We start from the raw sequence: 21,682 nt of genomic DNA, 5'->3' as shown, positions 1-21,682 counted from the left end.
GTCAAAAACCAGCCATATCCCTCCTAAACAAAGGCACTAAATCCAGTTATACTTCTGCCAACAATGAGTGAATTGATTTCTTTTGTCCCCTCATAGGAATAAATTGCTTCGGCATCGGCCAAAAACCGTGCGACATTATATTCTAACAGAATACCATTTCCGCCCATGACCTCCCGAGCCTTGGAAACAATATCTCTCGTACGTAAAGAACAGAAGACTTTGGCCAGCGAGGCATGTTCATCTTTTAGTTCACCCTTATCCTGTAATTCAGATAACCTGAAGACAAGCGTTTGCATAGCCGTTAAATTGGACAACATTTCAACCAGATGATTTTGAATAAGTTGAAAAGAAGCGATTGGTTTACCAAATTGCTTCCTTTTACGCGTATAATCCAAGGCATTTTCATAGGCACCCCGTGCACATCCTACGGCCATCCAAGCGACACCTGCTCGCGTCATCTGAAGAACCTTTCCTGTATCTTTAAAGGAATCTGCATTTTGCAGGCGATCACTTTCCGGAACGATACAATTCGCTAAAGTAATAAGACCATTCTGTACAATGCGCAAAGCCATCTTATCTTTAATTTTCTCAACTGAAAAGCCCGGGTTATCTTTTCGTACGATAAAACCTTTAACTTCGCCATCATCAAGATCCCTAGCCCAAACAATGGTGATATCAGAAAAGGTGGAGTTCCCGATCCATTTTTTCTGACCATTTAAGACCCAACCTTCGGCTGTCTTCCTACAGGTCGTTGTCAATCCGCCTGCTGCTCCCGACCCTACTTCGGGCTCTGTTAAACCAAAAGCACCAATCACTTGCATCTGCTGCATTTTGGGCAGCCACTCTTGTTTTTGCTCTTCGGATCCGCAAATATAAATTGATCCCATGGCTAAACCACTCTGTACGCCAAAGAAAGTCGCTACAGAAGCATCTACCCGTGCTATCTCCGCCGCTATGATCCCTTCCATTAATGAACTTCCCCCCATACAGCCATACCCATCGTAGGTATAGCCACAAATATTTAAAGCTGCTAGTTTCGGTACTATTTCAAAAGGGAACTCATCTCTTAACCAATATTTATTGACAATTGGCTTGACCTCAGTTTCCATAAATTCCCTCACCTTCAATTGCAATGCACGATCTGAATCGTTTAATTTGCTATCCATAGCATAGAAATCACCATTAATAGGAGGTAATTCCTTTTTTTCTTTCCCTGCACTCAGCATTTTCATTAACCCATGAAGCTGCTTATCATCCATTTTTGATACGGCATCCATTACTGCTCCCAAATCCACTTTCTTCGATAATTCTTCCAATTTGCCAAAGTCTATTGATTTTGCCAAATCCATTATATTCTTTACTTTATCAAACATAATTGCAATTTCTTTTTAAGTGTTTACTTCTTAAAATAAGAAAAATAATCGAAAATTGTTTGGAAATGACATGATACAAATTGATCAGATGGAATTATCCGGTAAACAAACGAATGAACAACATCTCACCTTATATCGTACGATCTCTTATCAATAAAATATTGGAATCAGGAACGTTTCGAATAAAACACACAACTATATACACCTGAAAAACAATATGTTAAAAATATATCCAAAAAAACATTTTTTTTTGGGTTACCTTTTTTGGTTACGTGTATTAAGAGATGAAAAAGAAAATTATTTCAATTTAAATTAGAAAATTAGAAAATGAAAAACGCATTAAAATTCGGTTTCTTAGGTTTAGCTTTAACTGTAGCTTTCGCATCTTGTAACAATTCAGAGAAAAAAGCTGAAGGTGCTGCAGATTCAGCTTCTGCTTTAGTTGATTCAGCTGCTAACACATTAGATTCAGCTGCTACTAAAGTTGATTCAGCTGCTGCTAAAGTTGATTCAGCTGCTGCTAAAGTTGATTCAGCTGCTACTAAAAAATAATTTAGGACTGAATAGAGCTTTTGGAAGGCCTTTTTCACGAAAGGCCTTTCTTTTTTTCAAAAAAATAAATACAGGGGTTACCTTTTTGCTTTAATGGTATTAACTCCTAAATAACAAGATTTAAAAATATTTTAATTTTAATAAAATGAAAAACGCATTCAAATTCGGTTTCTTAGGTTTAGCTTTAACATTGGCTTTCGCATCATGTGGTGAAACAGCTAAAAAAACTGACGCTGCTACTGATTCAGCTAACGTTGCTTTAGATTCAGCTAACACTCAATTGGATTCAGCAAAAACTGCTGTAGATTCAGCTGCTGCTAAAGTTGATTCAACTAAAGCTGCTCACTAATTCTCTGAAAAAGAATTTACACCGTATAAAAAGCTTCCTTCAACAAGGAGGCTTTTTTTATATCTGTACCAATTAAATTGCTAAGCTCCAAGCATTTTTTTACCTTTGCCAAAAATCATTCAATCTATGGCTTTATCATCTTTAACAGCAGTTACGCCTATTGACGGACGCTATTACAATAATACTAATGAACTTTCAGCATTTTTTTCCGAATTTGCTTTAATAAAATATCGTGTACGCGTAGAAGTCGAATATTTTATTGCATTAAGTGAATCCGGTATTGCTCAATTGCAACAGTTTGACAAAACACTCAATGAAAAATTGCGGGATATCTACAGGAATTTTTCTGAAGAAGATGCCATTTGGATCAAAAACACAGAGAAAGTTACAAACCATGATGTTAAAGCAGTTGAATATTTTCTAAAAGATCAATTTGAAAAATTAGGATTACAGGACTACCTTGAATTCATCCATTTTGGTTTGACTTCACAAGATATCAATAATACAGCGATTCCACTTTCCTGGAAAGAAGCCATTAAAGAAAGCTATACACCGGCAATCGAAGAGTTGCTTCATGAGTTAAAATCATTAGCAACGTCATGGTCAGACATCCCGATGTTGGCACGTACCCATGGACAACCTGCATCTCCAACCCGTTTGGGTAAAGAGTTTTATGTTTTTATCGAACGCATAGAACGTCAATTGCAACTATTACATCAAGTACCGTATTCAGCTAAATTTGGTGGTGCAACTGGTAATTTTAATGCGCATCACGTTGCATATCCAGCGACAAATTGGATCAATTTTGGGAATAATTTTGTAAACAATATCTTGGGGTTAGACCGTTCACAAACGACCACACAGATTGAGCATTACGATAACTTTGCAGCAAGCTGTGATGCCTTAAAACGGATAAACAATATTGTCATCGATTTATGCCGTGACATTTGGACATATATTTCGATGGAATATTTTAAACAAAAAATCACTGCTGGTCAAATCGGTTCTTCGGCTATGCCACATAAAGTCAACCCAATTGACTTTGAAAATGCAGAAGGAAATTTAGGTATTGCAAATGCAATTTTTGAGCACCTTGCAGCTAAGTTACCAGTTTCCCGTCTTCAACGAGATTTAACAGATTCTACGGTATTACGTAATATTGGTGTTCCATTTGCACATACCCTAATTGCTATTAAATCAACTTTGAGAGGGTTACGCAAATTGATCTTAAACGAACAGGCATTGGCCAATGATCTTGAAAATAATTGGGCTGTTGTTGCGGAGGCACTACAAACTATATTAAGAAGGGAAGGCTATCCCAAGCCGTATGAAGCTTTAAAGGACCTAACACGTACCAACACACATGTTACGAAAGAAACGATAGCGACATTTGTTGATAATCTAAATGTATCAGCGGAAGTTAAAGAGGAACTGAAAGCGATCAGTCCTTCTAACTACACAGGTGTCACTTTATAAGCTTTTACTTATAGATGACCTTAACAAAGCTTCATTTGACCTATATTTGCTTGGAATAAAAATAGATACTACATGGCTACGATTAACGTATATACAGAGTCTACACCCAACCCTTCTACAATGAAGTTCTTGGTCAATAAATTGTTGATCAACGGTAGTGTGGATTTTCCAAATAAAGAAGCAGCACAAGATTCACCGTTTGCACTTGAATTATTCAAATTTAATTTTGTAAATGGGGTATTTTTTGCAAGTAACTTCGTGACCATTACCAAAACTGAAGATGCGGAATGGGAAGACATTGAAGCCTTGCTAAAAGACTTTGTAAAAGGTGCTGTAGAGTCTGAACTTGCGGTAAAAACGGTACATCACGATACAGAGGTTAATTTTGAAGGTACTGAAACTGAAGTGAAGATACAACAAGTATTACATGATTATGTAAGACCTGCTGTTGAACAAGATGGTGGAGCAATCCATTATAAATCCTTCAACGAAGGTATTGTGACAGTTGAACTAAAAGGTTCTTGCAGTGGTTGTCCATCGTCGACAATCACATTAAAAGCAGGAATTGAGGGCTTGTTGAAACGCATGGTTCCAGAAGTGACTGAAGTTGTCGCTGAGGCCATGTAATCACAGCTATTCGATACAAGAAAAAAAGGATTCAGTAATTAATTTTGCTGAATCCTTTTTTTTATTCACTAGTCTTAAGAAGAAATAATCGCTATCCGCCATCTGCCTTGTATGGCAATTTTTCAACCTAATTGACGACTTCAAAAGAATCTTTAAGCGGAAGATTAACAGAAGAATTACCGATAAATAGTTCAAATTTTCCGGGTTCAACGGTCCAGTTATTATGCTGATCCAAAAGTTCCAGATGGGCAGGTAAGATCGTAAACTGTAAGGTCTTCTTCTCCCCTGGATTAAGTTCAACTTTTTCGAATCCACGCAAATCCATCTCATATGTCGTTACCGAAGACAGTACATCTTTGATATACAGCTGAACAACTTCGGCACCTTTCCTCTTCCCTATGTTTTCAATATCAACCGTAACTGTAAGGGAATCTGCTGGTCTGATCTGTTTTTTAGCGAGTTGTAAATTTGAAAAACTAAAATCTGTGTAGCTTAATCCATATCCAAAAGGGTATAAGAATCCAACAACCCGACTATTGCCCCACCCATTGGGTCCGACCCCGGGTTGCCCCGCCTGTGCAGCGGGCTTGGTCGGAAAATTCATTTCAACCTGTCCGACGGACTTTGGAAATGAAATTGGCAATTTTCCACTAGGACTATACCCACCAAACAGCATTTCGGCAAGAACATTTCCCGACTGATTGCTAAGAAACCAACTCTCCACGATTGCAGGTAGATACTTGTTTTCCCAATTGACAGTAAGTGGACGACCATTGACAAGTACCAGCACAATAGGTTTACCTGTTTCCTTCAATTTCATCAAATAGTCGCGTTGCTTGCCTGGCAAATTTAGATCTGACCTCGATCGACTTTCACCGACTTCCCGTTCCGACTCGCCCATTACGGCTATGATTAGATCAGATTCTTTACCGAGACGTACACCTTCGGCCATCTTTTCCAGCTCCTCTCCTGATAAGTCTGTTGGAATAATCTCACTCTCAGGCCAGTTTTTATCCACGACATCTACCCCTTTGGCATAATCAACCCGAAGTGCCTCTGTTTTTGCATAGTTTATAATCCCATCTTTGATGGTTGTGATCGGATTATTAGAAGATCCATATCGACTTGTCGTATAATTTGTTGCCTCTGCCATTGGTCCCGTAACCAAAATTCGTTTGTATTTATTCACGTCTATTGGAAGTAGATTCTGTTCATTTTTCAACAGAACAATAGACTCCTTATTCATTTGAAGTGATACTTCTTCATCTGCGGGGGTATGCACTTTTTTATCGGCTATAGCTATATCTTCTCTCAATGGATGATCAAACAACCCCAGTTTAAATTTCACGGTCAGGACTTCGCGAACCCGCTGATCCAATATTTTGATATCCAGCCCTCCTTCTTCTATTAGTTCCATTAGCGGCGTTAGATATGTACTCGGTGGATCAAAATTTGTCCGCACATTCAAACCTGCTTCTAATGCTTGTTTAATAGCATCTTTATAGTTTGCAGCAACATGATGTTTGTTGTAAATAAACTCTAGAGCCTCACTGTCGGACACCACATACCCTTCAAAACCATACTCTTTTCGGAGTAAGTCCTGTAAAAAATAGCTACTGGCAGATACAGGCACGCCATCATAATCATTATAACTACTCATGACTCCTAAAGGTTTGGCTTCTTTTATGACCCTTTTAAATGGATAGAGATGAAGCGAATGCATCTCACGAAAGCCAACATGAGGATCCGTACGTGCATTGCCATCTCTTCCCCCTTTGGGTACAGAATAGACTGCATAATGTTTCAATGTGGATGCGACGCCATTCTGTTGAATTCCTAAAACAACTTGTTTCCCCATTTCGGCAATATGAAACGGGTCTTCGCCGTAGGTTTCAACTACTCTTCCCCAGCGTGGATCTCTAGAAACATCAAGAATAGGTGTATAGACATTGGTATAGCCCAGATATTTGGCTTCCCTTCCAATTATATCGCCAGCTTTACGTACCAGTGAAGTATTCCATGTACTTCCAATATTGATTGGTGCCGGCAGGGAAGTAGCCCGATCATGATTGAGTCCATGAATACCCTCATTGGTAAAATCAACGGGAATACCAAGTCGTGTATTTTCCACAAACCATTTTTGAACGTTATTTAAGGCTTGAGCATGGCGGCTGAAGGGATACGAAAATGAAGTTTTTGCCGACTTATTATAAGCCAAGCTATTCAACATTTCGTCGATATTGGCCAAGCCGTGTTTCCAAATCTCTTTGTCCCAAGCGGCAGTGGGCTGCTCATCTTTCAAAACCCGCCCATAACCGTAGAGTGTAACCGTCTGATTGGCCTTTTCTTGAACAGTCATTTGACGCAACAGATCCTCCACGCGACTGGCTATTTTCTGTTTGGAATCTTCATAAATATCCCTTTTCCCATTTTTGTTAAAATCGATCCAATCCTTATGGTAAATGTTGATGTGCTGGGCAGAAGAATGCAAATAAAGGGCTGAGAGCGCTGAAATAATAAGGCAGCTTTTAAGTTGATTAGGCATTATGCTGAAAATTGTTGGTTTTATAAAGTGAAGCAAGGTACAAAAAAAATAAAAACCCGCAGATCAAACACATCGTCGATCTAGAATAAGTCAATATAAATTCATTTTTTAACAAGCATCTAGCTTAAAAATAGTTAACTTTACGACCAATTGTGAAACCAACAAAAAAAATGAGTGCAGATATTAACAAACTAGAACAAATTGCATCACAGGTAAGACGTGATATCGTACGTATGGTACACGCTTGTCAATCAGGACACCCAGGTGGTTCGTTAGGTTGTACAGATTACTTTGTGGCGCTTTATTTCAATGCAATGAAACGCAATCCTTCCTTTGACATGGATGGAAAAGGAGAAGATTTATTCTTCCTGTCAAATGGACACATCTCTCCTGTATTTTACAGTACATTGGCGCATGCGGGATATTTTGAAGTGAGCGAATTAGCAACGTTCAGAAAAATCAATTCCAGACTTCAAGGTCACCCAACAACACACGAAGGCCTTCCGGGTATTCGTATTGCTTCGGGATCATTGGGCCAAGGATTATCTGTTGCAATTGGAGCCGCACAGGCAAAAAAATTGAATAAAGACAATAATCTAGTTTATGTATTAATGGGTGATGGCGAATTGCAGGAGGGCCAAGTTTGGGAAGCTGCAATGTACGCACCACACAACAAAATCGACAATTTAATTGCTACTGTTGACTATAACAAAGCACAAATTGACGGATCTACAGATCAAGTATTATCTCTTGGTGATCTTCGTGCAAAATGGGAAGCATTTGGCTGGGATGTGATGGAAATTGCTAAAGGCAATGACATGAATGCTGTTGTTGCAGGTTTAGCAGAAGCTAAATCACGCACAGGAAAAGGTAAACCGGTTATTATTCTGATGCATACTGAAATGGGTAGCGGTGTTGATTTTATGATGGGTTCTCATAAATGGCATGGTGTTGCTCCAAATGACGAACAATTGGCGTCGGCGTTGAATCAGCTTACAGAAACTTTAGGAGATTACTAGAATGAAAAAATATACTTATACAGAGTCAAAAGATACACGTTCAGGATTTGGTGCGGGCTTACTAGAAGCAGGAAAGCAAGATGAGAATGTAGTTGCATTATGTGCTGATTTAATCGGTTCGTTAAAAATGAACGATTTTATCAAAGAATTTCCAGAACGTTTTTTTCAAATCGGTATTGCGGAAGCTAATATGATGGGAATTGCTGCCGGACTTACGATCGGTGGTAAAATACCATTCACAGGTACATTCGCAAATTTCTCAACAGGACGTGTTTATGATCAGATTCGCCAATCGATTGCATACTCGGACAAAAATGTAAAAATTGCAGCATCGCATGCTGGTCTAACCTTAGGTGAAGATGGTGCAACTCACCAAATCTTAGAAGATATCGGCTTGATGAAAATGTTGCCAGGAATGACAGTGATCAATCCTTGTGATTTCAATCAAACAAAAGCCGCTACGATTGCAGCAGCCAAATATGATGGACCAGTTTATTTGCGTTTTGGCCGTCCTGTAGTTCCTAATTTCACTCCTGCTGATCAAGAATTTGTAATTGGTAAGGCGGTGTTATTAAATGAAGGAACGGATGTTACGATCATTGCTACAGGTCATCTAGTATGGGAAGCTATCCAAGCTGGTGAGAAATTAGCTGAGTTGGGCATCAACGCTGAGATTATCAATATCCATACAATCAAACCTTTGGATGAAGAAGCTATTTTAAAATCTGTTGCTAAAACCAAATGTGTCGTAACGGCGGAAGAGCATAATCGTCTTGGCGGTTTAGGTGATAGCGTTGCTCAGGTATTAACAAGAGAGTTGCCTACTCCACAAGAATACGTTGCTGTAAATGATAGTTTTGGAGAATCAGGTACTCCTGCTCAATTGATGGAAAAATACGGTCTGAATGCAGCGGCTATTGTTGCAGCGGCTCAAAAAGTAATCAAAAGAAAATAACAAAACTACGCAAGTCAATATATGGATGACGCTTTAATTATAGCAAAATTCGCCGAAGAGAGTACGCGAGAAGAAGCTTTCCGTTTATTGTTGAAGAAATATCAACAGAAGATTTATTGGCATGTGCGAAGAATGGTCATCGATCATGATGATGCGGACGATGTTGTACAAGATATCTTTGTGAAAGTATGGAAGAACCTTGGGAACTTCCGCGAAGACTCACAGTTATATACGTGGCTTTATCGTATTGCAACAAATGAATGTATCACCTTCTTAAATAAGAAAAAGCAAAAGCAGAACGTGTCGTTGGATGACGACACGACTGCTTATCTAGCAGAAACGCTTGCTGATGGCAATTATTTTAATGGTGATAGAGCTCAAATGAAATTACAACAGGCTTTGTTGACCTTGCCAGAGAAGCAAAAATTGGTCTTCAATATGAAATATTTTGAAGACATGAAATATGAAGAGATTTCAGAAGTCCTCGGAACAAGTGTTGGAGCGCTTAAAGCGTCTTATCATTTGGCCGTCAAAAAAATAGAGGCATTTTTTAATAACAACGATTAAACCTTTTAGCGAAATTAGGTTCTAACAAATACTATGAAGGAAAATGGCACATATCATGATGGGCTGGAGCCTACAAATCTTCCAGCATCGTTGCGTGAAAATCCATTTGGCTTACCTGAAAATTATTTCAGTGATTTAGAATCAAAAATAATTACGCAAGTCAAATTGGTTGAATGCAAGGAAGAATCCATCTTTGAGGTTCCAGAAGGATATTTTGATAGCCTGTCTGCGGCCATTATGTGCAAAGTAGCGGAAGATAATTTAAAAAATCAAGTTGGTACTGACGGCTTTGAAATTCCTGAAAATTATACTTCCGAACTATCTTCAACTATCCTCAACCGAATTTTAGAAGACAAATTAAAAGAAACGATTGCATCTGATGGCTTTACAATGCCCTCTGACTATGGTCAAGTTCTTGAAAATTCGATCTTCGCTCGTCTAGCTGAGCAGGAATTGAAGAAAACAGTTCCTACAGATGGTTTCTCTGTTCCGGTTGGCTATGAAGAAACAGTTGAATCGACTATTTTTGCTCGTATTGCCGAAGAAAAATTAAAAGAAACAGTTGTTACTGCGGGCTTTGATGTACCTAAATATTATTTTGAGAATCTTTCGGACAGCATTGTTGATCATGTACTAACGCCTGAGAAGGACAATACACCGATCCATCAGATTGGAAGACAAAAAAAATGGTATGCTCGCTATGCTGTTGCAGCATCTTTTGCTGCCATGTTGAGCATAGGTGGATATTGGGGATATCAGTATCAACAGCAAGATGCAGCTCCTGTAGAAGCTGTTGCAGAGGAGCAGTTGAGCCAGCATTTGTCAGAAATTCCTAAGCAGGAAATTATTAATTACCTTGCGGCTTCTGCTTCTGGTGATGATATGATTTATATGTCTCAGTATACTGATGAAGCTAATCTCCCTACCAAGGGATTTGGAAGTAATATATCTAAACAAGAAATAGAAGATTATCTAAACTATACCTTATAATGATGTTCAATAAAAAATACATATGGATAACATTGTTCTTTAGTATATTTTCTATTGCCTTGGGCTTTGCACAAGACAAAAATCGATTTCAAGCTATAGAAAATGAAAAAATAGCTTACATTACTAAAGAACTAGATTTGACACCAAGAGAGGCTCAACAATTCTTTCCGCTCTATAACGAGTATAGCCAAACACTTTGGGATATCAGGAAAGAAAAATTGAATGGTGCCCCCAAAAATAATTTTAGAGGTGGTTCCAGAGATGTATTACAGTATGATGCTAAAGAAGTGGAGATCAAAAAAGAATACCGGGCCAAATTTGCCAAAGTTATTGGCAATGCGCGTGCATCGCAATTTTTTGAAGTAGAACAGGAATTCAGGGAACATCTATACAAATCCCTGCAGAATAGAAGAAAATAATCTCGAAAATAAAAAAGAAGTCTTGAAGACTTCTTTTTTATTTTCGGACATTTGTAAGATCATGTTAAGCAACAGAGAATTATTTTTAATGAATACTGCTCAAACATCTAGCTCACCTAGATTGGTTGAAGTAGTTAAGGCTGAAGGTGTGTACCTTTATGGTCCCAATGGAGAAGAATATATGGATCTGGTCTCCGGCTTCAATGTCAGCAATATAGGCCATCGTCATCCGAAGGTTTTAGAGGCTATAAAATCACAATTGGACCAATACTTACATGTCACCGTTTATGGTGAATTTGTACAAGCCCCACAGGTACAATTTGCAACAGAACTATTGGCAGAGCTTCCTACTAATTTTCAATCTGTCTACCTCACCAACAGCGGTACGGAAGCGGTAGAGGGATCTATGAAAATAGCTAAGAAATATACGGGTCGCAAGCAGATTATAGCAGCAAAAAAAGCGTACCACGGCAGTACACAAGGCGCGCTCAGTCTGATCGGAAATGATGAGTATCGTAAAGCCTATGCCCCACTCCTACCCGAAATAGATTTCATTGAGTTTAATGATATGGAAGACCTAACAAGGATTACGGAACAAACTGCTGCTGTCATCCTCGAAGCCATTCAGGGAGAAGCTGGTGTCCGAGTCCCGGATATCGCCTACATGCAAGCTGTCAGAAAACGCTGTGATGAAACAGGTACTTTACTAATCTTTGATGAAATTCAAACAGGTTTCGGTCGCACAGGTCGTCTTTTCGCCTTTGAACATTTTGCGATTGTTCCAGATATCCTGATGCTTGCCAAAGGCATCGGTGGTGGCATGCCTTTGGGTGCATTTGTTGCAGCTAAGGAAGTGATGGATGTAATTAAGGACAATCCCATGCTTGGACACATCACGACTTTCGGGGGGCATCCTGTGAGTTGTGCCGCAGCGCGGGCTTCACTAGCTGTTATCAAGGAAGAAAAATTAGTTGAACAGGTTGAAAGAAAGTCACTTTTATTTAGGGAAAAGCTCAAACATCCTGCTATCAAAGAAATTCGCGGATTGGGTCTTATGATGTGTCTGCAACTGGATTCTTTTGATCAAGTTTACAATGTGAGCAAATACTGTGCAGAAAACGGGGTTATGATCGATTGGTATCTGCATTGTGAAACAGCATTGCGTGTAGCTCCGCCGTTGACGATTACAGACTTTGAAATTGAAAAAGCGTGTAACATCATTATAAAAGGTTTGGAAAAGTATGCTTAAAGTATGTAACTTTAAACATAACAAAAACCTAATAATGAACACAAACCGCAGATCATTTATCAAAAAAAGCATCATTGGCACTGGTCTATTGACTGGCGCCAATCTACTGGGAAACGATGTCTTCGCGCACGAATCAACAGCCAATTCCTCAAAAATCAGTTTAAATAATGATGACATTATTTTATTTCAGGGCGACTCGATTACGGATGTAGGCCGAGATAGAAATAACAGAAATGCCAATGACACTGGTGCGCTGGGTCATGGTTATGCTTTATTGGCTGCCAGCCAGCTCTTAAATAAATATCCAGCAAAGAAACTAAAGGTATATAATACAGGTATTAGTGGAAATCGTGTACCCGATCTACAAAAGCGCTGGCAGGAGGATACTCTGGCAATCAAACCCACTGTATTGAGTATTTTGATTGGTGTGAACGATTTCTGGCGGACAATCGATCGAGGAGCGCAGACGACGGTTGAAGAGTATAAATCCCAGTACCAACAGCTATTGCAGGAGACTTTACAAAAGCTTCCAAATGTCAAACTGATCATTGGGGAACCTTTTGCAGTAAAGGGTGTAGGTCACATTACTGAAGCTTGGTATCCAAAATTTTTGGCTTACCAAGAATCCGCTCGTGAGATCGCCAAAGAATTTGGAGCAATTCTAATCCCCTATCAAAAAATATTCGACAATGCCCAAAAGAACGCCCCTGGTGCCTATTGGGCCGCGGACGGTGTACATCCCACGCTTGCTGGGGCACAAATGATGGCTTCAGCCTGGATGGACTGCATCAAGTAAGAAAAGAGCGGATACTTTATTGAAATCCGCTCTTTCTTTTTTAACATGTGCCTATATGTCAAATCTAAATTTCTTTGTAAGGTGTTTTTTGTAGATTGGGAAGAAAATAAGCCACAATACCGATCAATGGCAGATAGGAACATAAGTGATAAATAAACTCGATGGAAGTATGATCTGCCTGCCAGCCAAGTACAGCGGATCCAATCCCTCCCATTCCAAATGCAAAGCCGTAAAATAAACCTGAAACCATACCCAACTTTTTAGGCAATAGTTCTTGTGCATAAACAATAATTGCTGGAAAAGCTGATGATAAGATCAACCCAATAATCACGATTAATATCCCCGTCATCGTAAGTCCAACATAGGGTAATGCCAATGCAAATGGCGCAACGCCCAAGACAGAGAACCAGATGACATATTTGCGACCAAATCGATCGCCGAATGCTCCCCCAAGTAGGGTTCCCACCGCAACGGCTATCAGAAAATAAAATAGATAAACTTGTGCTTCCACTTCATTGATTCCGAATTTCTTGATTGTATAAAACTGGAAGTAGTTTGTGATACTTGCTATATAGAAGTATTTTGAAACAATCAGTAATAGGAGTATAATAACGGTCACGATGATTCGGCTATTGGGTAGATCAGGTACGCGTATTGTTCTCTTCGTTGATTTAGCGGAGCTTTGAAGTCTCTTTTTATACCAACTACCGATATAATATGATATAAATTGGCCGAGAATCGTAAATAAGCACATCCAGGCGATCGCCTGTTGCCCTCTCGGTAAAACCAAAAAAGCGACAATGATTGGAGCCATTGCGGTCCCTGCATTGCCTCCGATCTGAAAAATAGATTGTGCCATACTTCTTCTTCCTCCCGACGCCATATAAGCTACACGTGAAGATTCAGGGTGAAAGATTGAAGAACCAATCCCGACCAGAAAAACAGAAAATAAGATCCATTCATAACTGTGTGCTTTCGAAAACAAAAGCATACCGAAAAGTGAAAAAGACATCCCTATAATCTGGGAGTATGGTACAGGATGTTTATCCGTAAATGAGCCTACAACAGGCTGGAATATTGAAGCTGCTATTTGATAAACCATTGTAATCATCCCAACCTGAGAAAAGCTTAGATGATGCTCTTCTTTGAGCAAGGGATAGGTTGCCGGTATCACTCCCTGAATCATATCGTTCAGAAGATGCACCATGCTTACGGCAAACAAAATAGAAAAAATAGGTCTACTCGCCTTCTCTTGTATCATGACGTCGTTCAAAAATTAAAAAGGTTGATTTTCACAAACCAACCTAAACTATCTTCATATAATAATTATAATACGCGCACCAACAATCCTTTCAGATATTCGCCTTCGGGGAACGAAGCCCGGACAGGATGGTCTTCAGGTTGATGAAATTGTCTGATAAACTGAATTTCCTTACCGGCATCCAGTGCAGCCCAAGCGAGTACTTGTTTGAACGTATCCATATCCATCGCACCTGAGCAAGAAAATGTCGCTAATAAACCACCACTATTTAACAACATCAATCCGCGGCGATTCAGGTCTTTATACGCCCTTGATGCTCTTTCCAATGCAGATCGAGAGGGTGCATATTTCGGTGGATCCAGGACAATCAGATCAAATTTCTCCCCTTCATCAACGAATTTACGCAATTGCTTGTTTACATCAGACAATATTGCTTTATGTCGACTAGGTTCAAAACCATTTTCAACAATATTCTTTTCCAGGGTTTCAATAGCCAGTGCAGAACTATCTACAGATATGACTTCTGCAGCGCCACTTTTCAAACTATTTAACGTAAAACCACCGGAATAGCAGAAACAATCTAGGACTCGTTTATTCAAAACGTAGTTGGCCGTTAGCTGGCGATTTTCACGTTGGTCGCAATAAAATCCCGATTTTTGCCCATCAATAATGTTAACCTTATAATGAATGCCATTTTCGATAACGTCGACAAATTCAGATGGAAGTTCTCCAAACAAAAGTCCATTGGTATCGGGTAATCCTTCATGTTCGCGGGATTTCAGATCACTACGTTCATAAATTCCTTTGGGTTGCAGTAAAGCATTCAATTCATCAATAATAATTGATTTGACCTTTTCCACCCCAACTGAATGAATCTGAATGGATATAAAATCTGCGTATTTATCTGCAATAAGTCCGGGAAGAAAATCTGCTTCAGCAAAGATTAAACGAATCGTATTGGTAACACCTTCTTGCAACAGATGCTGTCTTGCTGCAACAGCCTTCTGAACTCGGGCACGCCACCAATCTGCATCAATCTGTGCCTGAGGGTTCCACTCCAATAAACGAATGGCTACACGTGAGCTATTGTGAAATAGACCATAGGCAATAAATTCACGTTCAGCATTGTAAACGCCAACAACTTCGCCATCTTCAATTTTATCGGACAATGATTTAATTGCTCCAGAAAATACCCAAGGATGCAATTGCCAGGCAGCTTTATCCTTGCCCTTATTCAAATAAACTGATTTCATTGTTGCAAAATTAACTTATTAATTCGACATCCTGATGAAACTTTCCGGATAAAACAATCTAACATCCTCAATACATTATATATTTCCCAAAAATCCTTTAATCCAAAAACCTCAACTATTTCTGAATAAAAATAAAAGGGCTCCTAAAGGAGCCCTCGGCGTTTAGTTATGGTTGATTAAATATTTTTTGAAAGCTTCAAAATCAACTTTCAAAGATTCCGCCAATTTCTCTTTTCCTTGCAATGTTTCTGCGCCGACAGGCAAAACTATTTTTTCGAATACATCTGCTGCTATTGCATCAGGGAATTTGCAGGGATGTGCTGTCGATAAGAAAACTGAAGCGTACTGACCAGGGTGCTCATTTGCATAAGCACGAGCGCCAAGCCAGGCGATTGCTGTATGCGGACAGGCGATATAATTTGATTCTTCAAATAATTTCTGCATTCCTTCTTTTGTTTCTTCATCTGTAAATGTATAAGAAGAAAGCATATTTTTTAATTCAGCCACATTTCCGCCAAAGAGATCCTGTATACGCACCCAGTTGCTTGGATTCCCAACATCCATAGCATTGCTTAAGGTTTGAACAGAAGGTAGTGGTTCATATTTACCTGAAGAAAGGAATCTAGGAACGGTATCATTAACGTTTGTTGCAGCTACAAAATGTTTTACTGGAAGTCCCATTTTATAGGCCAATAAACCAGCCCCAATATTACCAAAATTACCACTCGGCACTGTAAATACGACCTTATTGACTCCTTGTGACTTCAATTGTGCATACGCATAAAAATAATAAAATGTCTGTGGGATCAGCCGTGCTATATTTATTGAATTAGCAGAGGTCAAACGCAATACAGTATTGAGTTCGGCATCACTAAAAGCTTGTTTTACCAATGCCTGACAATCGTCAAAAGTTCCTTCTACTTCAATAGCACGAATATTTTGTCCATTAGTAGTCAATTGTAGTTCCTGAACTTCCGAAACTTTACCTTTAGGATATAGGATCGTCACACGTGTTCCTTCTACCCCCAAAAAGCCCAAGGCAACAGCTCCACCGGTATCGCCTGATGTCGCGACAAGTACGTCCAGTAATTTATCGTCAGTCTTTGAAAAATAGCCCATGACCCTACTCATAAACCGAGCCCCAAAATCCTTAAAGGCATAAGATGGCCCATGAAATAGTTCGAGCACAGCCGTGCTGTCGGTCAAGAATTTTACAGGAGCATCAAAATTGATGGCATCGTTCACAATCTGTTTTAAATCGTCTTTGGGAATATCATTTCCCAATAGTGTAGAAGCTACTTCAAAAGCAATCTCCTGCAAGGAGTACTGTTGAATATTCTTAATGAACAGCGGATCCAATTGTGGAATCTCTTCAGGCATATACAATCCTTTGTCTGCAGGGAGAGAATTGAAGACCGCATCTTTAAAGGAGACTTCTAATGTTTTATTATTTGTGCTATAAAAATTCATATATAAATGATCTGTTTTTAAAGGTCACATGGTATATCCAGTTATCTTCATTCGTATTTGTAGAACATGGATATCTTGTTTTTTTATCTTCTATGAGTTAATTGTCGATTAACCTCAAAGTTTATAGACCTCAATTCTGTAAATAATTTTTAATCCAATATTCTAGGGCCCTCTACATTGACACGGGAAACATATCCAAAGCTTTCAATCTCATTGTCTTTGAGATGAGCTTGAATTTTGTTCGCAATATCCCTCGCTATTTTTTCGTCACGTGTTATTGCTACGACAGACGGTCCTGAACCAGAGATACCGAAGCTCAATGCACCGTTCTTCAAAGCAATCTCTTTCATTTCATAAAACTGAGGAATTAAAATTGCACGGGTCGGTTCGATAAGAATATCTTTCATACTTCGTGCGATGAGATCATAATCTTCTTTGAACAAAGCGGCAACCAATCCCGCGATATTTCCCCATTGGGTCACGGCGTCTTTTAATAACACTTTATCCTTTATAAGTTGTCTTGCGTCACGTGTAGGAACATCCACTTGCGGAAAAACCACCGCTGCTACGAGTTCTTTTGGTGAAGGGATGGAAATAACATCCAAAGGTTCATTTCCCCGAATTAATGTTATGCCTCCATAAAGCGCCGGGGCAACATTATCGGCATGGCCTGTACCGCAAGCCAAACGCTCACCTTCAACACAAAATGGCAATAATTCTTCTTTTGTCAAAGGGTTTCCAAGCATGGTATTGATGGCAAAAAGCCCGGCTACAGTACTTGCTGCACTGGAGCCCAGTCCAGATCCAATTGGCATATGTTTATGCAATTCGATTTCGACACCTACCTTTGAAGAGATATTCAAGGCTTGTAATAGATATTGAACACAGGCAGATACGGTATTCTTACCGGGATCGAGCGGTAGTCTTCCATCGTCGCCAGTTATTTCCCGAATCGTTACTCCAGGTTGTTGCGTGCGCCGCATAATCACCTCATCACCGGGTTCCTCGACAGCAAAACCCAATATATCAAAACCACAGATCATATTTGCGACAGTTGCAGGCGCAAAAACACGAACTTCCGACAGCATGCTGTCTAAATTTATCACCTTATCCTTCAGATACTCCACATTTAAATTATTGGCCATCACGTAATTTTTATTTTCCTTGAATAGTTTTTATGCTCCAACATTTACTAAATCTGCAAATACACCGGCAGCTGTAACCTCAGCCCCCGCTCCAGGACCTTTTACTACGAGGGGACGTTCTTTATAGCGCTCTGTTGTAAACGATATAATGTTATCGCTGCCTGATAAAGCATAAAAAGGATGATTTTCATCAACAAACTGAATCGCAATGGATACCTTTCCATTTTCCAATTTCCCGATGTAGCGGATTACTTTATTTTCATTGGCTGCTTTCTTCTTCATTGCTTCGAAATATTCATTTTCTTGTTGCAATTCTGTATAAAAAGAATCTACAGTATCTGCTTTCAAACATACTGGAGGTAATATCGCACCAAGGTCTACATCCTCGGCCTCAACAGCATACCCAGCATCTCTTGCCAAGATGAGCATTTTACGCATAAAATCTATACCACCTAAATCATCCCTTGGGTCTGGCTCGGTGTATCCCAGCTCCTGAGCCTGTTTGACGACATCATAAAAAGAAGCATCTGCTTTAAAATTGTTAAAAATATACGAAATTGTCCCTGAAAGAATAGCTTCTATCTTCACGATACGGTCACCACTCAACATCAAGTCTTTAAGCACCCTGACGATAGGCAATCCTGCACCTACATTTGTTTCATAAAAAAAATCTACACCGTGTCGATGCGCAGTATCACGGAGTGTTTTATATTGCTCGTATTTACCTGAATTCGCAATTTTATTGCAAGTGACGATCGAAATATTGGATTTAAAGATATCTTCGTAGTAGGTTGCCGGTAATTTGCTTGCAGTATTATCGATAAATACACAGTTCGGCAAATTCAGCGCCTTCATTCGATCAATAAACAATGCCAGGTCTGATTCAGTTCCATTTTTAGCAAGTTCATCGGACCAATTATTTAAATCAACACCTTCGGTATTAAAAAGCATTTTACGGCTATTGGAAATTCCAACAACTTTAATTTCAATATCATTTTTATCCAATAGGAAGTCATGCTGATTTTCCAGTTGTTTAAATAAAGTTGCACCAATGTTACCGGTACCGATATTAAATACATGCAGCGTTTTCTTTAACTCTGCGAAAAACGCATCATGTACGGCATTAAGTGCCTTCGCTAAATCTTCCTTACCAATAATTACAGATATATTGTATTCAGATGAGCCCTGCGCAATAGCCCGGACGTTAATACCGTTGCGTCCTAGCGCTGCAAATAACCGACCGGACATACCGGGAGTTTTTTTCATATTTTCACCAACGATGGCTAAGACAGAAAGGTTTTCTTCAATCGCAGGAACGATCAGTTTATTCGCTTGGATTTCAAGCTCGAACTCCACTTCGATCAAATGTATAGCGCGTTTGGCATCTGATGGATTGACAGCAAATGTGATGCTATGTTCGGAAGAAGACTGGGTGATTAGCACAACATTGATCTGCTCTCTAGCCAATAGCGTAAAAAGACGCCCACTAAAACCCGACTTACCGATCATCCCTGATCCACTTAGATTGATGACAGAAATATCCGAGATCGAAGAAATTCCCTTGATTGGCAGTGCTGTTTTTCCACTATCAAACTGAATCACAGTCCCTGAGAAATCAGGTTCAAAAGTATTCCGAATAACAATCGGTATTTTCTTTAAGAAAGCCGGAATCATCGTAGGAGGATAAATCACCTTAGCACCGAAGTAAGATAATTCCATTGCCTCTGTGTATGATAATACAGGCAAGGAAAAAGCTTTCTTCACAATCCGTGGGTCGGCGGTTAACATCCCATTCACATCTGTCCAAATTTCAATGGCTGTTGCGTCCAGTATTGAGCCGAAGATCGCTGCAGTATAATCTGATCCACCTCTTCCCAAGGTGGTAATACGCCCATTTTCATTACTTCCGATAAAACCAGTGACAAACAGTAGCTTATCACGATGCGTTATGTACAAGGATTTCACCAATTGCTCAGTTAGCATTTCATTTAAATGAGCATTACCAAAATTTGAATCAGTTTTCACGTAATGGGATGCATCTACAAATAGAGACTCAGGAATATATTGTTCCATCACCTTAGATACCATATAATTTGAGCAACGCTCACCGTAGCTAAGGATCAAATCTTTACTCTGATTGCTCAGCTCCTTTAGTGCAAAAATTCCTTGGAGAAGATCTTCTATCTCATTAAAAAACAACTTTAGCTTTGTAAATACAGGATTTTGATATTTCACAGCCAGAAGCTCTTTAACAACCGTAAAATGCTTATCCTCCAAGGATTTTAGCCCATCCGAAAAGGACTTTCCTTCCGCAGCGTCCTCTGCCAATTGGGTAAGCAAGTTGGTTACTCCTGACATGGCTGACAACACAACCAATGGTTTTTCCTTTGCATCATAAGATTTTTTCACAATGCTCAGGACCGCCTTTAGACTTTCTACCGTGCCGACCGATGTGCCTCCAAATTTTAAAACTTTCATACTGTTTTATACTGTTTGTTTAGATTGATGATTTTTGTGCTAAAAAAAGAAGCGCTTTCCTTTGTCGAGGAAAGCGCTTCTAAATATTGTGTCTACAATTATATACAACGAAACTACTTCCTCCTAAGTTTTATCCCGGTGGTAATAATAATCGACGTAATAATTGTATTTGTGTTCATTGCTTTTGCTTATGTTTTGTAAATATAGAACAAATATTATCACTTTACCAAAGAAAATTAATATTTTTTTTAAGATTCACAATTAGAAACCAAATAGAATGGCATTCTATCATCATGTGGATATTTTTAAATGTAGTAGACAATCTACTTTATGTAGCCGAGGCTCGACAAGTGCATTAATTCTCAATACGTGTAAATACGTCTTGGAAAGATGTTAAAATTGTTAAAATTTCGTTAAATACCTTAAAATAAATTTGACCTTAAACTGATATTGTATTATATTCGCAACAGTGCTGTCCAAAATAGATGACAGTGTTGAATTTTTAAAAGTTAAATGTTGTACAAAAAAGCGATTTAATGAAAACAAAGAAATTTATAGCGTCAATGCTATTTATCGGCTTATGTCTAGTGTCGCAGGCACAAACCAACAGAAACTCCAAACCAGAATCAGATCCTGATAACCTAGCGAAAGAATACTTTTCACAAATCATGGGAGTTGCAGTCTCAGCAACAACAAACACCAAACTTTATCAATTTGTTTACGAATGGCTAGGTACTCCATACCGTTTGGGAGGAGATTCAAAAAGAGGTATTGACTGTTCTAAATTTTCTTATGAATTATACGACAAAGTGTTTAACACATCATTGGGGTATAATAGTAGAAATCAGTATTCTCAAGTCAAAACTGTCGAGAAAAACGAACTAAAGGCAGGTGATTTGGTATTCTTCAAAATCAGAAGTAAAAGTATTACCCATGTCGGTGTTTATATTGGCGATAATAAATTTGCACATGCCTCATCCAGTAAAGGAGTTATGATCAGCAATTTAGATGAACCATACTGGAGACGTTATTATTACAATGGCGGCCGCTTACCAGAAGATAATAGATCGCTTACGGCAGAAATATTAAAAGCAGAAAAAGATAATAAATTGAATTAGTAAGATTGATTCAATCAAGGAAAGTCCAAAGCGTTTAACT

Annotated in this window: 19 protein-coding genes; 12 read left to right on the top strand and 7 right to left on the bottom strand. The window is 39.0% G+C overall.

Features of this window, described 5'->3' with window-relative positions:
* Positions 1–23: 23 nt before the first annotated feature.
* The gene (locus tag GVK91_RS20720; RefSeq protein WP_200845671.1) at positions 24–1,373 is read right to left on the bottom strand and encodes an acyl-CoA dehydrogenase family protein; all 1,350 of its coding nucleotides are present in this window, start codon (positions 1,371–1,373) and stop codon (positions 24–26) included.
* Between the two features lie 327 nt (positions 1,374–1,700).
* Here GVK91_RS20720 and GVK91_RS20715 point away from each other — a divergent pair, with 327 nt between their 5' ends.
* The 4 genes from GVK91_RS20715 to GVK91_RS20700 all read left to right on the top strand — a co-directional run bounded on the left by GVK91_RS20715 (position 1,701) and on the right by GVK91_RS20700 (position 4,377).
* Entirely contained in the window at positions 1,701–1,925 is a 225-nt protein-coding gene (locus GVK91_RS20715; RefSeq protein WP_046671848.1) for a hypothetical protein, read from the top strand.
* Between the two features lie 145 nt (positions 1,926–2,070).
* On the top strand, positions 2,071–2,274 hold the full coding sequence (locus GVK91_RS20710) for a hypothetical protein (RefSeq protein WP_088162907.1): 204 nt from the start codon (positions 2,071–2,073) through the stop codon (positions 2,272–2,274).
* A 126-nt stretch (positions 2,275–2,400) separates the two neighbouring features.
* Positions 2,401–3,750, top strand: a complete 1,350-nt coding sequence (gene purB / locus GVK91_RS20705) for an adenylosuccinate lyase (protein ID WP_088162908.1) — start codon at positions 2,401–2,403, stop codon at positions 3,748–3,750.
* 72 nt (positions 3,751–3,822) lie between these two features.
* Positions 3,823–4,377, top strand: coding sequence for a NifU family protein (locus GVK91_RS20700; RefSeq protein WP_088162909.1), 555 nt, complete (start codon positions 3,823–3,825; stop codon positions 4,375–4,377).
* 127 nt (positions 4,378–4,504) lie between these two features.
* Here GVK91_RS20700 and GVK91_RS20695 read toward each other — a convergent pair whose 3' ends face one another.
* Entirely contained in the window at positions 4,505–6,922 is a 2,418-nt protein-coding gene (locus GVK91_RS20695) for a glycoside hydrolase family 3 N-terminal domain-containing protein (RefSeq protein ID WP_159731142.1), read from the bottom strand.
* A gap of 170 nt (positions 6,923–7,092) precedes the next feature.
* Here GVK91_RS20695 and GVK91_RS20690 point away from each other — a divergent pair, with 170 nt between their 5' ends.
* The 7 genes from GVK91_RS20690 (at position 7,093) to GVK91_RS20660 (ending at position 12,917) form a co-directional block, all read left to right on the top strand.
* Complete coding sequence (locus GVK91_RS20690; protein ID WP_075994134.1) at positions 7,093–7,941, top strand: transketolase; 849 nt, start codon at positions 7,093–7,095, stop codon at positions 7,939–7,941.
* A gap of 1 nt (position 7,942) precedes the next feature.
* Positions 7,943–8,896, top strand: coding sequence for a transketolase family protein (locus GVK91_RS20685; RefSeq protein ID WP_120333250.1), 954 nt, complete (start codon positions 7,943–7,945; stop codon positions 8,894–8,896).
* A 21-nt stretch (positions 8,897–8,917) separates the two neighbouring features.
* Positions 8,918–9,463 carry an RNA polymerase sigma factor gene (locus tag GVK91_RS20680; RefSeq protein WP_075994136.1) on the top strand — a complete coding sequence of 182 codons (546 nt, stop codon included), beginning with the start codon at positions 8,918–8,920 and terminating at the stop codon, positions 9,461–9,463.
* A gap of 33 nt (positions 9,464–9,496) precedes the next feature.
* Positions 9,497–10,453, top strand: coding sequence for a hypothetical protein (locus tag GVK91_RS20675; protein WP_153847245.1), 957 nt, complete (start codon positions 9,497–9,499; stop codon positions 10,451–10,453).
* Positions 10,453–10,872, top strand: coding sequence for a hypothetical protein (locus GVK91_RS20670; RefSeq protein ID WP_227550267.1), 420 nt, complete (start codon positions 10,453–10,455; stop codon positions 10,870–10,872). Before GVK91_RS20675 ends, GVK91_RS20670 begins: the two co-directional genes overlap by 1 nt.
* Positions 10,873–10,933: 61 nt before the next feature.
* Positions 10,934–12,121, top strand: a complete 1,188-nt coding sequence (locus tag GVK91_RS20665; protein ID WP_159731139.1) for an aspartate aminotransferase family protein — start codon at positions 10,934–10,936, stop codon at positions 12,119–12,121.
* Positions 12,122–12,155: 34 nt separating this feature from the next.
* Entirely contained in the window at positions 12,156–12,917 is a 762-nt protein-coding gene (locus GVK91_RS20660; protein WP_153847247.1) for an SGNH/GDSL hydrolase family protein, read from the top strand.
* Positions 12,918–12,981: 64 nt separating this feature from the next.
* Here GVK91_RS20660 and GVK91_RS20655 read toward each other — a convergent pair whose 3' ends face one another.
* The 5 genes from GVK91_RS20655 to thrA form a co-directional block, all read right to left on the bottom strand.
* Positions 12,982–14,178 carry an MFS transporter gene (locus tag GVK91_RS20655; protein ID WP_153847248.1) on the bottom strand — a complete coding sequence of 399 codons (1,197 nt, stop codon included), beginning with the start codon at positions 14,176–14,178 and terminating at the stop codon, positions 12,982–12,984.
* 65 nt (positions 14,179–14,243) lie between these two features.
* Positions 14,244–15,431, bottom strand: coding sequence for a class I SAM-dependent rRNA methyltransferase (locus GVK91_RS20650; RefSeq protein ID WP_153847249.1), 1,188 nt, complete (start codon positions 15,429–15,431; stop codon positions 14,244–14,246).
* Positions 15,432–15,593: 162 nt separating this feature from the next.
* Positions 15,594–16,901 carry a threonine synthase gene (gene thrC / locus GVK91_RS20645; protein ID WP_159731137.1) on the bottom strand — a complete coding sequence of 436 codons (1,308 nt, stop codon included), beginning with the start codon at positions 16,899–16,901 and terminating at the stop codon, positions 15,594–15,596.
* Between the two features lie 149 nt (positions 16,902–17,050).
* Positions 17,051–17,989, bottom strand: coding sequence for a homoserine kinase (locus tag GVK91_RS20640; protein WP_159731329.1), 939 nt, complete (start codon positions 17,987–17,989; stop codon positions 17,051–17,053).
* An 87-nt stretch (positions 17,990–18,076) separates the two neighbouring features.
* Positions 18,077–20,524 (bottom strand): bifunctional aspartate kinase/homoserine dehydrogenase I, encoded by a 2,448-nt coding sequence (thrA, locus tag GVK91_RS20635; protein WP_159731135.1) that lies wholly within the window; start codon positions 20,522–20,524, stop codon positions 18,077–18,079.
* Positions 20,525–21,060: 536 nt separating this feature from the next.
* Between thrA and GVK91_RS20630 the strand changes: the two genes are divergently transcribed.
* The gene (locus GVK91_RS20630; RefSeq protein WP_046671999.1) at positions 21,061–21,642 is read left to right on the top strand and encodes a C40 family peptidase; all 582 of its coding nucleotides are present in this window, start codon (positions 21,061–21,063) and stop codon (positions 21,640–21,642) included.
* Positions 21,643–21,682 lie beyond the last annotated feature (40 nt).

Origin of the sequence: Sphingobacterium sp. 18053 (assembly GCF_902706145.1) — a bacterium.
Taxonomy (GTDB): domain Bacteria; phylum Bacteroidota; class Bacteroidia; order Sphingobacteriales; family Sphingobacteriaceae; genus Sphingobacterium; species Sphingobacterium paramultivorum.
This window is presented reverse-complemented; position numbering and strand designations above follow the sequence as displayed.

Excerpts from the sequence above, each read along its gene's own strand:
- GVK91_RS20720 (WP_200845671.1), bottom strand. The coding sequence starts at position 1,373 with ATGTTTGATAAAGTAAAGAATATAATGGATTTGGCAAAATCAATAGAC.
- GVK91_RS20715 (WP_046671848.1), top strand. The coding sequence starts at position 1,701 with ATGAAAAACGCATTAAAATTCGGTTTCTTAGGTTTAGCTTTAACTGTA.
- GVK91_RS20710 (WP_088162907.1), top strand. The coding sequence starts at position 2,071 with ATGAAAAACGCATTCAAATTCGGTTTCTTAGGTTTAGCTTTAACATTG.
- purB (WP_088162908.1), top strand. The coding sequence starts at position 2,401 with ATGGCTTTATCATCTTTAACAGCAGTTACGCCTATTGACGGACGCTAT.
- GVK91_RS20700 (WP_088162909.1), top strand. The coding sequence starts at position 3,823 with ATGGCTACGATTAACGTATATACAGAGTCTACACCCAACCCTTCTACA.
- GVK91_RS20695 (WP_159731142.1), bottom strand. The coding sequence starts at position 6,922 with ATGCCTAATCAACTTAAAAGCTGCCTTATTATTTCAGCGCTCTCAGCC.
- GVK91_RS20690 (WP_075994134.1), top strand. The coding sequence starts at position 7,093 with ATGAGTGCAGATATTAACAAACTAGAACAAATTGCATCACAGGTAAGA.
- GVK91_RS20685 (WP_120333250.1), top strand. The coding sequence starts at position 7,943 with ATGAAAAAATATACTTATACAGAGTCAAAAGATACACGTTCAGGATTT.
- GVK91_RS20680 (WP_075994136.1), top strand. The coding sequence starts at position 8,918 with ATGGATGACGCTTTAATTATAGCAAAATTCGCCGAAGAGAGTACGCGA.
- GVK91_RS20675 (WP_153847245.1), top strand. The coding sequence starts at position 9,497 with ATGAAGGAAAATGGCACATATCATGATGGGCTGGAGCCTACAAATCTT.
- GVK91_RS20670 (WP_227550267.1), top strand. The coding sequence starts at position 10,453 with ATGATGTTCAATAAAAAATACATATGGATAACATTGTTCTTTAGTATA.
- GVK91_RS20665 (WP_159731139.1), top strand. The coding sequence starts at position 10,934 with ATGTTAAGCAACAGAGAATTATTTTTAATGAATACTGCTCAAACATCT.
- GVK91_RS20660 (WP_153847247.1), top strand. The coding sequence starts at position 12,156 with ATGAACACAAACCGCAGATCATTTATCAAAAAAAGCATCATTGGCACT.
- GVK91_RS20655 (WP_153847248.1), bottom strand. The coding sequence starts at position 14,178 with ATGATACAAGAGAAGGCGAGTAGACCTATTTTTTCTATTTTGTTTGCC.
- GVK91_RS20650 (WP_153847249.1), bottom strand. The coding sequence starts at position 15,431 with ATGAAATCAGTTTATTTGAATAAGGGCAAGGATAAAGCTGCCTGGCAA.
- thrC (WP_159731137.1), bottom strand. The coding sequence starts at position 16,901 with ATGAATTTTTATAGCACAAATAATAAAACATTAGAAGTCTCCTTTAAA.
- GVK91_RS20640 (WP_159731329.1), bottom strand. The coding sequence starts at position 17,989 with ATGCTGTCGGAAGTTCGTGTTTTTGCGCCTGCAACTGTCGCAAATATG.
- thrA (WP_159731135.1), bottom strand. The coding sequence starts at position 20,524 with ATGAAAGTTTTAAAATTTGGAGGCACATCGGTCGGCACGGTAGAAAGT.
- GVK91_RS20630 (WP_046671999.1), top strand. The coding sequence starts at position 21,061 with ATGAAAACAAAGAAATTTATAGCGTCAATGCTATTTATCGGCTTATGT.